Origin of the sequence: Geobacillus sp. YHL (assembly GCF_022341265.1) — a bacterium.
GTDB classification, from domain to species: domain Bacteria; phylum Bacillota; class Bacilli; order Bacillales; family Anoxybacillaceae; genus Geobacillus; species Geobacillus thermoleovorans.
Genome location: NZ_JAEIGB010000018.1, coordinates 20,291 through 35,515, shown reverse-complemented (window position 1 = coordinate 35,515; position 15,225 = coordinate 20,291). Strand labels below are relative to the sequence as shown.

The window sequence follows — 15,225 nt, the reverse complement described above, 5'->3', positions numbered from 1 at the left end:
CCGAGCGGAATCACTCGGCTTTTTTCGTTTTGGCATCCATCGCTTTCAAATGGCGGTGGGCGTCGGCTTGGCGGCGATGTCCCTCCTTGCCGCTGTCGCCCCCATTCCCCTTTTTCTTTTCATAATGAGCGCCTGGCCGCAACGGACGGGCGTTCCCATGGCTTTTCCATTTCACATAACTCTCTTTTTCAGGAGAAAGGCTTCCTTTGGTCGGATGAGAATGTTTCTGCTTGCGCGGCGACTGTTTTTCGTTTTTTGATGGCTTCGGGTTTGACTCGTTATGGTTCTGTTTCTTTGACGGCTGTTGTGTCGGTTGTTCTTTGACCGCTGGCATTTTGTTTTCTTTTTCTCCACCTTTGGCCTTATCTTTCCAACCTTCTCCTTTCCGGCCGTTTCCATCTGCCGAGCGGACAGATGCTGGCGCAGCCGGTTTCACCTTTTTCTCGATTTGCAATAATTTTCCGGTTGTCATCCCCCGTTTGACAGCTTGGTTGCGCACGGCCATCGTACTATTGGCCGTGGTAATGACAATCCGGTCATCCGCCACTGACCGCTGGATATCGGCGAGCGCGGCAGACAGCTTCCGCGCCGAAGAGGCGTCGCGCTCCCTCTCCACCGTCGTAATCAGCACTTCCCCGCCTTTCTTTAAATACCCCTTTTGTTCGCTTAGCGCAATGATTTGTTTCGCTACCGAAGAAAACGGTTGACGTTTCCAGGAAGGAAGCGCCGTCAGCACCTTCTTTCCTTCCTCATTGTAAGCCTTCAGTGTCAACACGCGCAGCTCCGCATCGACTCCCGCTTCCATGCTTGGGTTGATGTCGATCGACATGTAGGCGTACACCGCATTAGAAGGCCATTGAATCCAAGTCGCCAGAAGCACCGCGGCCGCCGTCAGAACGCTTATGAGCGCATATCGAAACGAACGGCGGCGAAACGGAAAAGGACGGCCAACCGCATTCGCTTTGACCTCTTCTCCAATCTCCCATTCTTTTTCTTTTTTCAATCGAAGAAATTCCCCTTCCGGCGTCAATACCGTGACGAACTCTTCATCCAACTCCAGCACAATTCCCTTTTTCACGATGAAAGCACCCCTTTTATATAGTCCTTTAGGTAAATGTAATCGCCTGCCAAAATAACCGCGACCGCAATAATGTATTTTCTATTTCTCTCAATCGTCTTGCGGCTGACCGACGCCATCGTTTCCAACTGTTTGATTGGCAGTTGCTTTTTTCGAAACAACAGGGCGAGCCATTCCTCGTTCGCCACAAGCAACTCGGCGACGCGAATGGCATTGAGGCGGGCGTCTTTATGTTTTGGCGATTGTTCGACTAAATCGTGAAAATGAATGCCGAATTGTTTCAGCACTTGCTGGTAATGAAGAATTTCTTCCCGACGCTGTTCTTGTTCGATTTGCCTATAAAACTCCTCAACCGATAATTTCGCATCTACGTACGTTTGCGCCGCCTGCTCGCCGTTTTCTCCATCTTCGACATGCCATATGGCCTCTCGCATTCTCACCTCTTTTCGAATGTAATCGATGAGGCGCCGCTTAATGAGCAGCTCCGCAAACGACAGAAAGGAACCTCCTTTGTGCAACGCATATTTTTCAATCGCTTCGTTAAAAGCGATCAGCCCGATGCTCGCCTCATCATCTTCCTCGCGGATGAACCTCTTGCATACACTTGAGACTGTTTTGACGATAAACGGCTTATATTGCCGGATAAGCTCATTGCGCAACGCTTCATTTCCCCGCTGAATTTCCACAACCGTCCGTTCAAGCGTTCTCTCTCTTCTTTTCAATAATGTCCCAAACACCCTTTTCACCCCGCTCATACAAAACCGGACTGACGCTCGTTCTTTATACTATTCGCACATCGCAATCCAAATATGACCGTCGTTCAAAGGGGATTTTTTTAGCTGTGCAAGTGAACACAGGTCCCCAAAAGAGCCCAACGCCGCCGCGCCGAGCACACGCCTTCCATCGGCAAAAAATCAGGTGTTTTTCCCATCTAATGAAAAAGGGGAAACGCGGTGTTGCCGAAAAGTTTGACGAAATGGAAAAAGGGGCTGTTTCCCCATTTGGGTCAGCCCCTTTTTCATTGTTTGGCCGTTCATCCGGCCTTTTCTTCCGTCCGTGCCATTTCATTCAGCTCACTATGCTTGCGGCCGTAGATAAAGTAAATCACTAAACCGATTAGCAACCACGAGACAAAACCGATCCATGTCATCGCCGGAAGCTGAAGAACAAGGTAGCCGCAGAACAACACGGCCAAAATCGGGATGACCGGAACGAACGGGACGCGGAATGCCCGCTTTAAGTCCGGCTGCGTTTTACGCAGCACCAACACGCCGATCGAGACGGTGATAAAGGCAAAGAGCGTGCCGATGTTCGTCAGTTCCGCCAATTTGTTGAGCGGAATGATGCCGGCGAATACCGCTACAGCCGCTCCCGTCAGCCACGTATTGACATACGGCACTTGGCGCGTCGGGCTGATGCGGGCAAACACTTTCGGCAACAGGCCGTCGCGGCTGATGGCGTAAAAGAGACGCGTTTGCCCATAAAGCATAACAAGCAATACCGTCGTAATACCTGCGATCGCCCCGAGCGAAATAAAGCCCGCCACCCAGTCTTGATGGATATAGTTTAACGCAAACGCCACTGGGTTTTTCACGTTGAGCTGCTCGTACGGAACGATGCCTGTCAATACGAGCGAAACCGCAATATACAACAATGTGCACATAAGCAACGAGACGATAATGCCAATTGGCATATCGCGCTGCGGATTGCGCACTTCTTCCGCCGCCGTCGACACCGCATCAAAGCCGATGTAAGCGAAAAACACCGTCGCCGCGCCGGTCGCTACGCCAGAGAAGCCATACGGCATAAACGGCGTCCAGTTTTCCGGCTTGACGTACCAAACACCGACCGCCAAAAAGAGCAGCACGACCGCCACTTTAATGGCAACGATCACCGCATTAAAACGAGCCGATTTTTTCGCACCTAAATTCAACAAAAACGTAATGAACAGAACGATGATAATCGCTGGCAAATCGATGAACGTTCCTTTCGCCGGATCATACGCACTCGTTAGCGCCTTCGGCAGCTCGATGCCAAAACCGGCAAGCAGTCCTTGGAAATAGCCGGACCAACCAACAGCGACCGCCGACGAAGCAACCCCGTATTCCAAAATCAAATCCCATCCCAAAATCCAAGCGATGAGCTCACCAAACGTGGCATAGCTGTAAGTGTAAGCGCTCCCCGACACTGGCACGGTTGAGGCAAATTCTGCGTAACAAAGCGCCGCAAACACGCACGCCAACCCAGACAAAACGAACGAAAGAACGAGAGCCGGACCAGCATGTTCCGCCGCCGCCACCCCGGTCAGGACGAAAATGCCTGTCCCGATAATGGCGCCGATGCCGAGCATCGTCAAATCAAATGCGCCTAACTCTTTTCGCAGCGAAGCTCCTTTTGCCCCCGATTCTTTCATGAGCAACTGAATCGGTTTTTTACGAAACAAATTCATAGATGTCTCCCCTTGTCGTTTTTTGTAGAAAATTGTTGAATTTTATTGTCGAATACAGTTGTCATTCTACATGATCCTTGTTTTTTTGTAAAGTGCGAAAATAAGAAAAACAGCAAAAAATTTTCTCCGTTTTGTGCGGTAAAGCAAAAAATAGTTTTTAAAAATAACAAAAAACATCAATTTACAAATTTTTCAGATAAATGTATAATGAATGTGTGACAAATTTGTGTCAGAAAGGGGGGCACATCCACCGTTTGCGGCAGAACAGTTCATAGTCCTTTTTGAAAACGCTTTAATGACAAGGAGGGATTACAATGGCAGTGAAAAAACAATCAAGGGTCGACCAGGGCGGCATCAACTATGATGCCATCGCTCAATCCGCTTCGTTCCGCGGGCTCATTCAGGCGAAGAAGCGCTTCATCATCCCAGCCACCGTCTTTTTCTTCGTCTTTTACTTCGCCCTTCCGGTGTTGACGTCGTATTCGAAAGCGCTCAACGCACCAGCGATTGGGCCGGTCAGCTGGGCGTGGCTGTTTGCCTTTGCGCAGTTTATTATGACATGGGCCTTATGCATCCTTTATTCGAAACGCGCAGCACAATTTGATGCCATCGTCGAGCAAGTGAAGCAAGAAGCAGCGGAAGGAGGAAACACGTAATGCACGGGCTCGCCTTTTTCCTCTTCCTCATTATCGTCGCCTTGACGCTTGTCATTACGTACTACGCCTCGAAACGGACGAAAACGACAAGCGAATTTTACACCGCGGACAGCAGCCTCACCGGCTGGCAAAACGGGCTCGCCATCGCAGGCGATTATATGTCCGCCGCATCCTTCTTAGGAATCGCTGGCATGATCGCGCTGACGGGATTTGACGGCTTCTTTTACAGCATCGGCTTCCTTGTCGCTTATCTTGTCGTCTTGTATATCGTTGCCGAGCCGCTTCGCAACCTCGGCAAATACACGATGGCCGATATGATCGCCGCCCGTTTTGATGATAAGAAAGTGCGCGGCGTCGCGGCGTTAAATACGATGGCCATCTCGATCTTCTATATGATCGCCCAGCTTGTCGGCGCCGGCGGCCTCATCAAGCTTCTGTTGGGTCTAGACTACATTTATTCCGTCTTGATCGTCGGCATTTTGATGACGGTGTACGTCGTCTTCGGGGGCATGACGGCAACGAGCTGGGTGCAAATCGTCAAAGCCGTCTTGCTGATGGTCGGTACGTTTATCATTTCCATCATCGTCTTTGCCAAATTCGATTTCAGCATCGCCAAAATGTTCCACGAAATGAAAACAGCGACGCCGCTTGGCGAGGCGTTTTTAAACCCGGGCAACAAGTTTAAGGATCCACTCGATACGATTTCACTCAACTTGGCGCTCGTGTTGGGGACGGCCGGGCTGCCGCACATTTTGATCCGCTTCTTTACGGTCAAAGACGCCCCGACTGCGCGCAAATCGGTCGTGTATGCGACATGGATCATTGGGCTTTTCTACGTCATGACGATCTTTTTAGGCTTTGGCGCCGCCGCGTTTGTCGGCTATGACAAAATCGTCGCCGCCAACCCGGCCGGCAATATGGCCGCCCCGCTGTTGGCGGAAGCGCTTGGCGGAGATTTCTTGTTCGCTTTCGTCTCTGCCGTCGCCTTTGCGACCATTTTGGCCGTTGTCGCCGGACTTGTTCTGTCAGCCGCCTCGGCGTTTGCCCATGACTTTTACAGCCATATTTTGCGGCGCGGCCAGGCGACGGAAAAAGAACAAATGCTCGCCGCCCGCTGGGCATCCGTCGGCGTCTCGGTGTTGTCGATTTTGTTAGCGCTGTTTGCACAAAAAATGAACGTCGCGTTCCTCGTATCGCTCGCATTTGCGGTCGCCGCCAGCGCCAACTTGCCGACGATCGTATTCACCATTTTCTGGCGCCGCTTTAACACGACTGGAGCGATTACGGGGATGCTTGTCGGCCTGATCAGCGCCTTGGTGCTCGTCTTCTTCAGCCCGAACGTCTGGTCGCCGCAGCCGGGCGCCGCCATTTTCGTCGGCGAACCGCTCTTTAAGCTCGCCAACCCGGGCATCATCTCGATTCCGCTCGGCTTTATCGGTGCGATCGTTGGCACGCTCGTCTCGTCGAAAAAATCGGATGAAAAGAAATATACGGAAATTGTCGTCAAAGCAAATACTGGGATAGGACGCGTGTAACACAGCAAAGAAGGGGCTGGCCCAAAACGTGCTTGCGTTTGGGCCAGCCCCAATTAGCATTATAACAGTTTGTATAGGTAATATTCATTTACAAATTCCCCATTCACTCTTAACGATTGAACCCTCTCGCCTTCTAATACGAACCCCATCTTCCTATATAAGTTGAACGCCTTATCGTTCCCTTTCATGACCGTAAGTCCTAATCTCAAAATTCCAACTTCCTTTGCCCACTCAAACGCTTTGTTGAATAGTTTAGTGGCAATGCCCTGTCCTTGATAGTCTTCAAGAACTCCCAAAACAACATTGGCAGAATGTCGATTTCGTTTTACATCGCCTCCTATGACAGCAAGGAACCCGACAAGCTTGTTTTCCGTTTCAGCAACAAAGATCATTTTATTCGGCTCAGACAACATTCTTTCAATCGATTTACTTTGTTGCTCAACCGTTGTTTGCCGTTCGCCAGGCTCAAATAACATAAAACCAGATTCATCAATTTTTTTGCACAACTCCAAGAAATGTTCCGCATCGCGAACTTCAATCGGTCTGATCATCATTTTTTCTTTCTCCCTTTATCATCCTTTATGCCGTCGCCGTACGGTGAAACACCTTCGCAAACTGCGTATACCGCTCCACTTGGCGGCGGTCGACGTCATAGCCGATGCCGGGAGCGTCCGGCACGCGGATCAAGCCGCCGTGCACCTCAACTTCCGGCGTGATGATATCCCGCTCCCAATAATGCGACGACGCGGCGGTGTCGCCGGGAAGGGTGAAGTTTTCCAACGTCGTGATCGCGATGTTGTGGGCGCGCCCGACGCCTGCCTCCAGCATCCCCCCGCACCAGACCGGCGCACCGCGCTCAGCGCAAAGATCGTGGATGCGCTTCGCCTCGCCAAGCCCGCCAACGCGCCCGATTTTGATGTTGATGATGCGGCAGCTGCCAAGGTCAAGCGCCTTGCGCGCATCGTCATAGGAACGAATGCTTTCATCAAGGCAAATCGGCGTCTGAAGAAGCGGCTGCAGCCGAGCGTGATCGACAAGATCGTCAGCGGCGAGCGGCTGCTCGATCATCATCAGCCCGAATTCATCGAGCGCTTTCAGCCGATCCGCATCGGCAAGCGTATACGCTGAATTGGCATCGGCCATAAGCGGCACGTCAGGAAACGCGCGCCGCACGTCGCGGATGACATCAACGTCCCATCCCGGCTTGATTTTCACCTTGATCCGCCGGTACCCTTGCGCCACATACCGTTCCATCACCTGAAGCAGATCGGCAACCGTCGGCTGGATGCCGATGCTGACGCCGACTTCAATGTCCTTTTTCGTTCCTCCGAGAGCTTGAGAAAGCGGAACGCCGAGCCGCTTGGCGTACAAATCCCATACCGCCCCCTCAAGCGCCGCTTTCGCCATGTTGTTTTGGCGGATGGCGGCAAAGCGCTTTGACAGCTCCTCCGGGTGGTGGATCGGCTCAGCCAACGCAAGCGGCACAAGGAAATCCTCGAGCATATGCCAGTTCGTTTTCACCGTTTCCTCGCTGTACCACGGGGCGGAAAATGCGACCGATTCACCCCAGCCGGAAACGCCGTCGCGATCGACAACTTCCACTAAAATCAACTCTTTCCTTTGAAACGTGCCGAAGCTCGTCGTAAACGGCGCCTTCAACTCCATTTGCAAATGGCGCAATATGACGTACTCGATGTTGATCGTCATTCTTCTTCCCCTTTCTGCTGCCATCGTTCACTCCGCCGCTTCCATATGTAATAAAGCACCCCTTCCTCCAGGCAGCGCCAAGCGCCGGCGGCAATCCATCCTTCCACAAGCAGCCGCTGAAACAAGGCGCGCGTCGCCAGCCGCCACTCAAGCGCCAGCGCGAAATCCCGCTCTTTCAGCTGCGGAAAGTCAAGTGGAACAGCAGTCAACAACAACGGCGCCGCTGTTTCATCGATGTCTCTCGGCACCGGCTGCAATAGGCCGTCAGCCCTTTGCCCTGCCTCGAGCACCGTCAGACTTCTGGCCTTGAGAAGATCAGCTTTAGCCAAGCTCCGCTCCCCGGTCGGACGCTCATCAAGCCGCCATTCGACGATGAAGCGGTCAGACGGCAGTTGACCGTTCAACGCGTCATTCATTTCGCCGTAGCAGTTTTCCACATACTCGACGCCAACAGCCCCAAGCTTCGCCAAGTTCAAATAGCCGTTGCGGCTTTGCAACGGGTCATACGTCCAGCGGATGACCCGGTAGCCGCGCCGCCGCGCTTCTTCCGCCTGTTTCATTTTCAAGCGATAGCCGAGGCCACGATCACGAAACGATTCAACAATCCCCATCATATGGGAACAAAGGTACACTTCCCCATTTCGAAACCCAGGAAAGCTGTAGACAAAGCCGACAAGCTTCCCGTCCATATACGCGCCGATCACAATGCCCCCGTTTTTCGCCGCCGTCAGCGTTTGATGGAGCGGAACCGGCGTCGTTTTCCAAATCTCCTCCTCAAGCCTGGCCATCTCTTTCAACTGTTCGATCGTCTCAATGATTTGCAGCGACAGAGGCACGCTCGTTCTCCCCCTGCGGCGCAAACGTCGCAAACGTGTTCATCACAACCCGCGCCAAAATTTCCACGCCGGAAAGCAAATCATCGCGCCGGAACGTCATGTTCGGGTGATGGAGCCCTGGACGCAAGTCGCAGCCCAATCCGAGCATCGTTGTTTTCAGCTCCGGTTTTTGAAAGGAATAAAAATGGAAATCCTCTCCTCCCGACGTCACGACCGGCGGAACGCATTTTTCCGTCCCTAAAGTCGTGATAATCGCCTCCTCCATCAGCCGCACAGCATCTGGATCAGGATCAGCGGCGACGATGCGCGTCCGCTCAACAAGCTCAATATCAGCTCCGTAAATCGCAGCGACCCCATTGATCACATGGCGCAGCCCCTCGACGAGCCGCTCCATCGCCTCGTTCGTTTGCGCCCGCAAATCAAGGGCAAATTCCGCGTAGTCCGGGATCGTGTTCGCATCTTTTTCACCGGCGTGAAACTTCGTCATTTTGATCGACGCTGGCACTTGTGGGTCGATATGAATTTTGCCGAGCTCCTGCACGATGGCGCTGCCAACTTCAATGACGTTGACGCCTAAATGCGGCCGCGCGGCATGCGCCGCCACGCCGCGAATCCGCCCCTCGATGCATTGCGCCGCTCCGTGAATGATCGCCGGAGACGCATAACCGCCTTTTACCTCTTGAATTGGGCGCAAATGAACGCCGTACAAAAACGTTAGGCCATCAGCCGCTCCTTTTTCGATCATCTTCAGCGCCCCCGTGCCTTTTTCCTCAGCCGGCTGGAACAAAAACCGCAGCGTCCCCGGCGGCTCATAGCCGATGCGGCGAAGCAATTTCGCCACGCCAAGCACAATCGTCATGTGAGCGTCGTGCCCGCACGCGTGGTTCGGCTGCCAAACGCCGTCAACTTCTTGCCAAAGAGCGTCCATATCGCTGCGCACCCCAACCGTAAACGGCCCGGCTCCGATTTCCGCCACCACGCCCGGACAATCGGCAAACGTCCGCGCCCGATACCCTTCGCGCTCCAACTCTCGGCGAAGAAATTCGGTTGTTTGCCACTCTTCCCAACTGATTTCTGGATGACGATGAAGGTGATCGAAAATCTCCCATAGCTCCGCTTTCATCTGCTGAACAATTTCTTTCATCCCGCTCTCCCCCGCTGTTTAAAATCAATAGAAAAAACATCGTTATATTCATTATAATATTCAAGCAAACAAATACAACGATAGGCAAATGATTGGAAAAAACAACTACACGCAGTTAAGGGCGGCGCTTGACCAGTTGGTTGACGACCTCAGAAAAAATGAGCCCCATCGCAATCGCCCCAGAAATCATGAACGCTTTTGCCGCTAGTGAAATGGCCGCATTGTAATCGTTCATGACAACATGGCGCATCGCCTCAAACGCTGTTCCGCCCGGCACAAGGGGAATAATGCCAGAGACGATAAAAATCGTCGCCGGCGTTCGATAGCGGCGGGCGAACCCGTTGCTTACAAAAGCGACGAAAAACGCCGCTGCAAACGTGGCGGCGACACCGTCCACCCCCGACCGGGCGGCGGCCATATACATCGCCCAGCCGCTCATGCCGACAAATCCGCTGTGCGGCAGCAATCGTTTCGGAATATTGAAAATGACGCCAAACAGCGATGACGCCACAAAGCTAAGCAACAGCTGCACAATCATCATCGGTACTCCCTGCTAACGAATCGATAAAATAAAGGCAATGCCGGTGCCGATCGCAAACGCGGTTAAAAACGCCTCAGCACCGCGCGACAAACCGGCGATCAAATGGCCGGCCATTAAATCGCGCACCGCATTGGTAATCGCCAGCCCCGGCACGAGCGGCATCACCGAGCCAATCATCATGTTTCCTACGTCCCTGACAAATCCGGCACTTTCCATCAACAGCACGATCCCACCGGCGACAAAAGCGGCAAAAAATTCAGCGAAGAATCGGATTTTCACGAACCGATGCATCATTTCAAAACACCAAAACGCCATTCCACCAGAAAGAAGGGAAGGGAGAAAATGATTCATGCCGCCTAACAGCGAGGCAAAACAAGCGCTCGCCGCCGCTGCGGCAGCGGTTTGCTGCCAAAGCGGATAACCGAGTGGCAGCTGCTGAACGCGTTCCAGTTCTTTGCGCGCTCCGTCGAGCGACAGTTCGCCGCTGCTGATGCGGCGGGAAATGTGGTTGACAAGCGCCACCTTGGATAAATCGGTCGAACGCTCGGAAATGCGAATAAACCGTGTTACATTCGTTCCCTCAACGGAAAACATGATGCCCGTTGGGGTCACATAGCTGTGTGAGCGGGAAACACCGAACGAAGCGGCGATGCGCCCCATCGTATCTTCCACCCGGTACGTCTCCCCACCGCTTTCAAGCATCAATTTTCCCGCTAATAAACAAACATCAACAATGTCATCCACCCGCTCCGTCATGACCGGTTTGCTCCTTTCGTTTTCGCCCGGCATGGCATTGGCCGGTGCCCCCTTATCCCGTCAGCCCCACTAGGCGCTCATCGCAAAAACAAACTCCCACCAAACGGATTGGCAGGAGTCGCCTTGGATATCGTCGTTACCAAACTTATTTCCATTATACCAAACAGGCGGCTAACTGCCAAACCGTGAAGGGAATCTCACCGTTTCCCTTTCTTTCCTATTTTTCTGCTTCTTTCGCCTGATTTTTCGCGCCTACAGTCGAAAACAGACGGGTCAACTGCGAAAACGTTATAACGAAACCCAATGCAAAAGGAGGAACGATGGTGATGAACAAGCGATTTTCGCTCCCTCGCATACTATCAACAAGCGCACTTGCCGCTGCTGTTGCGCTCACTCCTTACAGCCCGGCGGTGTTCGCCAGCACAGGAATCGAGGGGAAAACAGACGGCAACACGGCAACCGAAGCAGATGCCGGTGTCAACCACGACGTCCCGGTTTTGTTGCCAGGCGACTTTTTCTACTTTGTCAAAACCATGATGGAAAAAATCGAACTTGCCCTCACGTTTGACGATGCGGAAAAGGCGAAACGGCTCGCTGAATTCGCTGAAGAGCGGCTAGCCGAAGCAAAGGCGCTGCTTGAACGCGGAGACGTCGAGCAAGCAAAAGAAGTGCTCGCCAATGCCCTGAAACAACAAGATCAAGCATGGAATGTGTATGAAAAAACAAAACAAGCGGATGAACCAAGCGGGGAAACCGCAAAACCTGATGCCGAAGCATTGCGCCAACAGCTGGAAGAAAAATTTTCGCAAAACATCACGGCCTTGCAAGCCGCACTTGAACGGGTGAAAAACCCGCGCGCCAAAGAGGTGCTCGCCCGCAACATTGAAAAAGCGAAACAAAAACTGGAAGCCAAAATAGAAAAACGGTTGGCGAAACAGGCAGAACAAAGCAGCCAAGTAGAGGAAATAGGCGATGAACAAACAGCACCGACAGCACCGGCCGGCGAAACGGAGGAAGCGAAAAACGAGAGCGCACCAACGGCTCCTGAATCCATCGAAACAGAAAAGCCAGCCGCTGCACCGGTGGAAGACGATACAGCGGTTCGTCTAGATGAACAAACGAACACCGCCCCCAAAGCAGACACGAAATCGTCGCTGACGCGAGCCATAAAAGCGGAAGCAAAGGGCAGTGTCCGCCAAGGTGTCGCCGCGAGCGCCAAAGCAAACGGCCGGGAACATCAAGCAGCGGCAGCCGGAAAGCAGCAAGCAGCGTTCCGCGCCTCCGTCTCTGTTTCACAACCTCCGAAACAAACAGCCAAACCGCAGGTGAAAAACGACCATTCGCCGGCCCATAGAAAACAAGACAAGGAAGAAAAGAACAAAAAATAAGTTCCGTTTTGAAGCTGTTGCTAAAGCAAGGGCTGTTTTCCGAAGCGAACGGGAAACAGCCCTTTCTCCTTGACAATAATGGACATCGTCGTTCCATTGTTCTTTCACCTCCGCCTTAACCGCTCGCTTCCTTGCTCTTGCTTTGCTTATTCAGAATATTTGCCATGCTGGTAAATCCCTAGCTAATCACTTCGCGAATCACAATCGCTCGGTCAAACGCCTCGATGCTATAGCGAATAATCAAATGCGCCTTGATTGCCGCCGGCAATCCATCGCGCAGGGCAAAGCCAACAGTGCTTCCCCATGCCTCGCCCTCCTTACGTCTACTTGCAGTATACGAATGAATCACTCACCTGGTTTTCACGCCAATGACCCGCAAACGCCCCGGCTCAATCCAAGCAAATACTTCCCCTTCTCCTGCATCCTCGCCATCCGCGTGGATCGGGACAGGAGCGGCAGGGCGGATGCGCACGTTCCGACCAGTGAACACGCAAACTTCTTTCATTCGTACATGCCCGCCCCAAAATACGGTTAAAAACAGCGCAAGAATTTTCCAACGCGGCATCGGCCCGACGACCGTCACATGAAGCAAGCCGTCATCGGCCCGGACGGACGGAGCGATGCGCATTCCCCCACCGTAGTATGGGTGATTCGAAACCGTTGCCAGCCAGGCCTTCAAAAACGAATAATTCTGTCCATCCACACAAATATCAAGGTCAACCGGTTGATAGCGAAACAACTCTCTTACTAAATAAAACACATAAATGAACGAACCGAGTCCAAAACGATTCAGCCTCCCTTTCCATTTTGAACGGTTGGCCATGCGGGCGATATGGGCGTCAAAACCGCAGCCGATGCTGTTGGCAAACACGCCGTCGGGCACGGCGCTGCTGGCAAAACGGCCGAGATCGAAAGCCAAATCCTTGCCGGATCGAACGTCACTCAACAGCCGTTGGAGCGCCTGTTTCGGTTTTCGGGCAAGACGGAAACCGCGGACAAAGTCGTTTCCCGTTCCGGCGGGGATGCAGCCAATCGCAACGTGCGGAAACGAACCCGCTCCGTTCACCACTTCATGCACGGTCCCATCGCCCCCGACCGCCGCAATCACCGTCGGCTCGACGCTTTCCTCGCCGATTCGTCGGGCGATTTCCTTTCCTTCTCCCTTTCGGCTCGTCCAATATGCCTGATAGGCGATTCCTTCCCGATCCAGCAGCGGTTGCAGCTGCTTCCAAATGGACACGGACCGGCCGTTTTTGGCGGCTGGATTGATAATGAAATAAAGGTTCATCCTCTTCCCCCATTCATAACCCCTTTTCTTACCTATTGGCGGTTGGTTTCATTTTTCCTCTCGTCGAAATGAGAAAAATCCGAACCCGCAAACCGGATTCGGATCCTCCGTCATTCCTCGCCAATAATTTTGACTTCCAACTCCAGATCGACCCCGAATTTTTCTTTCACTGTTTTGCGCACCATTTCGATCGTCGCAATGTAATCGGCAGCGGTCGCATTGTTTTTGTTAATAATGAATCCTGCATGCTTCGTCGACACTTCCGCACCGCCGAATCCTTTTCCCTGAAGGCCGCTGTCTTGGATGAGCTTGCCGGCAAAATAGCCCGGCGGACGCTTAAACACGCTTCCGACCGACGGATACTCAAGCGGCTGTTTCGATTCGCGCTGAAAGGTTAAATCATCCATTTTCGCCTTGATTTGTGCATAGTCGCCCGGCCGGAGCGCAAAGACGACTTCAAGCACAATATCATGCGTCCGGCTGATAATGCTTGTTCGATAGCCAAGCTCCAGCTCCTCGTTTTTCAGCGTTTTCAACTCACCGGAGAGCGTCGCCACTTTGACATGGTCAAGCACATCTTTCACTTCACCGCCGTACGCTCCGGCGTTCATCATAATCGCCCCGCCGACCGATCCCGGAATGCCGCAGGCAAACTCCAACCCGGTGAGGTGTTGTTCGAGCGCGAACCGCGACACCGCTTTAATATCCGCCCCGCTTTGTGCGATCACGTTGTTTCCTTCACGCCAAATGCGGTTCAAATGCCTAAGCTGCATGACAATGCCGCGCAGCCCGCCATCGCGGATGATGACGTTCGAACCGTTGCCAAGAAGCGTAAACGGCAGGCCGTACTCTTCTTTCAGCCGCAACACCTCAATGACCTGCTCGTACGTCTCCGGCCAGACGAGAAAATCGGCCTTGCCGCCGATCCGCACCAATGTATGGTTTTTCATCGGCTCATCGCGAAGGACATTTCTTTCTCCACAAATCTCTACGAGTCTTTGATAAATCTGTTCCGCATGTTCCATCGTTCTGTCACCTTCTTTACTTCTTCCGTGCCGCTTGGCGGCATTCATTCCACATCGTTTCCATTATCGCTGGAATCGCGTCGCATATCAAGTGGGCAATGTTCCTTATTCTGTTTTATTCCGGACCAGGAGAAAAGGTGACGTTCGAAGGAAGACGAGATGTTTATGCCTCTTTCAATATGGAAAAGATGATAACAATCAATCATAGTGTAGGAGGGAGTCCATTGTACGACACGTTAGCGGAAGTCAGCGCCATTCTCGGCCGGTCGAAAGAGGCGCTCAGCCAGTTTCAAGCGATTTTAGAGCCGACGATTGAAAAGGCCGCGGACGACCATGAACGGCTGTATTGGCATCATATTTACGAAGAAGAGGAACACCGGTTTGACCGTTTGACCGCCTTGCTTCCAAAGTTGGAGGAGGCATTGGCGGACGAAGCATTCTTATCGCGGGAAAACGGCGACTTTTTGCGCCTGTTGCAAGACATCAGCCTTGAAAAATTCGGCTTGCACAACTTTTTGGAGCATCTCGATTTGTCCCTCTTCCACTATAAAGGAACGGAACATGAACCGGCGATTGCGGCACTGCGCGACATGACCGCTGCGGACTACCAGCGGATGAAAGCCGCCCTTGAAATGCTCAACCGTGCACTGGATGCGCCGGTTTCCCTCGCTGCTTCGGTGCCGACTGACGAAAAAGAGCATCAAAAAGACCATTTGAAACTGGCGCAGTACGCCGTCCCGCCTTCCGACCCGGCGCCTGTCCGCCCATCGATCGGAACGAGACGGCAACTGACAGTCGGCAGCTTAAAACACGGATAAGAAA

General features: G+C 52.7%; 15 protein-coding genes. 4 read left to right on the top strand and 11 right to left on the bottom strand.

Translation table 11 applies throughout. The features are described from left to right. Positions 1–10 precede the first annotated feature (10 nt). The 3 genes from JCR24_RS13635 to bcaP all read right to left on the bottom strand — a co-directional run bounded on the left by JCR24_RS13635 (position 11) and on the right by bcaP (position 3,527). Complete coding sequence (locus JCR24_RS13635; RefSeq protein WP_238980807.1) at positions 11–1,078, bottom strand: anti-sigma factor domain-containing protein; 1,068 nt, start codon at positions 1,076–1,078, stop codon at positions 11–13. After that, positions 1,075–1,833 carry an RNA polymerase sigma factor SigI gene (gene sigI, locus JCR24_RS13630; protein ID WP_238980806.1) on the bottom strand — a complete coding sequence of 253 codons (759 nt, stop codon included), beginning with the start codon at positions 1,831–1,833 and terminating at the stop codon, positions 1,075–1,077. The genes JCR24_RS13635 and sigI overlap by 4 nt, the downstream gene beginning before the upstream one ends. Positions 1,834–2,111: 278 nt before the next feature. Beyond that, a complete protein-coding gene (bcaP, locus tag JCR24_RS13625) occupies positions 2,112–3,527 on the bottom strand; it encodes a branched-chain amino acid transporter BcaP (RefSeq protein WP_238980805.1) in 1,416 nt (471 codons plus the stop codon). A 314-nt stretch (positions 3,528–3,841) separates the two neighbouring features. On the opposite strand from bcaP, the gene JCR24_RS13620 reads away from it, so the two are divergent. Together JCR24_RS13620 and JCR24_RS13615 are read left to right on the top strand one after the other, a co-directional pair. Continuing rightward, positions 3,842–4,183 (top strand): DUF485 domain-containing protein, encoded by a 342-nt coding sequence (locus tag JCR24_RS13620; protein ID WP_015374234.1) that lies wholly within the window; start codon positions 3,842–3,844, stop codon positions 4,181–4,183. Further along, positions 4,183–5,718 (top strand): solute symporter family protein, encoded by a 1,536-nt coding sequence (locus JCR24_RS13615; RefSeq protein ID WP_238980804.1) that lies wholly within the window; start codon positions 4,183–4,185, stop codon positions 5,716–5,718. The genes JCR24_RS13620 and JCR24_RS13615 overlap by 1 nt, the downstream gene beginning before the upstream one ends. Positions 5,719–5,777: 59 nt before the next feature. Here the strand turns inward: JCR24_RS13615 and JCR24_RS13610 are convergent, their stop codons facing one another. The 6 genes from JCR24_RS13610 to JCR24_RS13585 all read right to left on the bottom strand — a co-directional run bounded on the left by JCR24_RS13610 (position 5,778) and on the right by JCR24_RS13585 (position 10,702). Beyond that, positions 5,778–6,272 carry a GNAT family N-acetyltransferase gene (locus JCR24_RS13610; RefSeq protein ID WP_015374232.1) on the bottom strand — a complete coding sequence of 165 codons (495 nt, stop codon included), beginning with the start codon at positions 6,270–6,272 and terminating at the stop codon, positions 5,778–5,780. A gap of 25 nt (positions 6,273–6,297) precedes the next feature. Then, complete coding sequence (menC, locus tag JCR24_RS13605) at positions 6,298–7,425, bottom strand: o-succinylbenzoate synthase (RefSeq protein WP_238980803.1); 1,128 nt, start codon at positions 7,423–7,425, stop codon at positions 6,298–6,300. Next, positions 7,422–8,261, bottom strand: coding sequence for a GNAT family N-acetyltransferase (locus tag JCR24_RS13600; RefSeq protein WP_238980802.1), 840 nt, complete (start codon positions 8,259–8,261; stop codon positions 7,422–7,424). Before JCR24_RS13600 ends, menC begins: the two co-directional genes overlap by 4 nt. After that, on the bottom strand, positions 8,236–9,405 hold the full coding sequence (locus JCR24_RS13595; protein WP_238980801.1) for a M20 peptidase aminoacylase family protein: 1,170 nt from the start codon (positions 9,403–9,405) through the stop codon (positions 8,236–8,238). The genes JCR24_RS13600 and JCR24_RS13595 overlap by 26 nt, the downstream gene beginning before the upstream one ends. 115 nt (positions 9,406–9,520) lie before the next feature. Beyond that, positions 9,521–9,946 carry a threonine/serine exporter family protein gene (locus JCR24_RS13590; protein ID WP_020279520.1) on the bottom strand — a complete coding sequence of 142 codons (426 nt, stop codon included), beginning with the start codon at positions 9,944–9,946 and terminating at the stop codon, positions 9,521–9,523. A gap of 12 nt (positions 9,947–9,958) precedes the next feature. Continuing rightward, positions 9,959–10,702: a threonine/serine exporter family protein gene (locus tag JCR24_RS13585; protein WP_063167400.1), complete on the bottom strand. Its 744-nt coding sequence runs from the start codon at positions 10,700–10,702 to the stop codon at positions 9,959–9,961. 326 nt (positions 10,703–11,028) lie between these two features. On the opposite strand from JCR24_RS13585, the gene JCR24_RS13580 reads away from it, so the two are divergent. Continuing rightward, positions 11,029–12,090: a DUF5667 domain-containing protein gene (locus tag JCR24_RS13580; RefSeq protein WP_225995649.1), complete on the top strand. Its 1,062-nt coding sequence runs from the start codon at positions 11,029–11,031 to the stop codon at positions 12,088–12,090. Between the two features lie 349 nt (positions 12,091–12,439). Here the strand turns inward: JCR24_RS13580 and JCR24_RS13575 are convergent, their stop codons facing one another. Together JCR24_RS13575 and murB are read right to left on the bottom strand one after the other, a co-directional pair. After that, positions 12,440–13,378 (bottom strand): diacylglycerol/lipid kinase family protein, encoded by a 939-nt coding sequence (locus JCR24_RS13575; protein WP_023633960.1) that lies wholly within the window; start codon positions 13,376–13,378, stop codon positions 12,440–12,442. Between the two features lie 110 nt (positions 13,379–13,488). Next, a complete protein-coding gene (gene murB, locus JCR24_RS13570) occupies positions 13,489–14,403 on the bottom strand; it encodes a UDP-N-acetylmuramate dehydrogenase (protein WP_013145998.1) in 915 nt (304 codons plus the stop codon). 224 nt (positions 14,404–14,627) lie between these two features. On the opposite strand from murB, the gene JCR24_RS13565 reads away from it, so the two are divergent. Continuing rightward, positions 14,628–15,221, top strand: coding sequence for an IMEF encapsulin system ferritin-like cargo protein (locus JCR24_RS13565; RefSeq protein WP_238980800.1), 594 nt, complete (start codon positions 14,628–14,630; stop codon positions 15,219–15,221). The last annotated feature ends 4 nt before the right edge of the window (positions 15,222–15,225 follow it).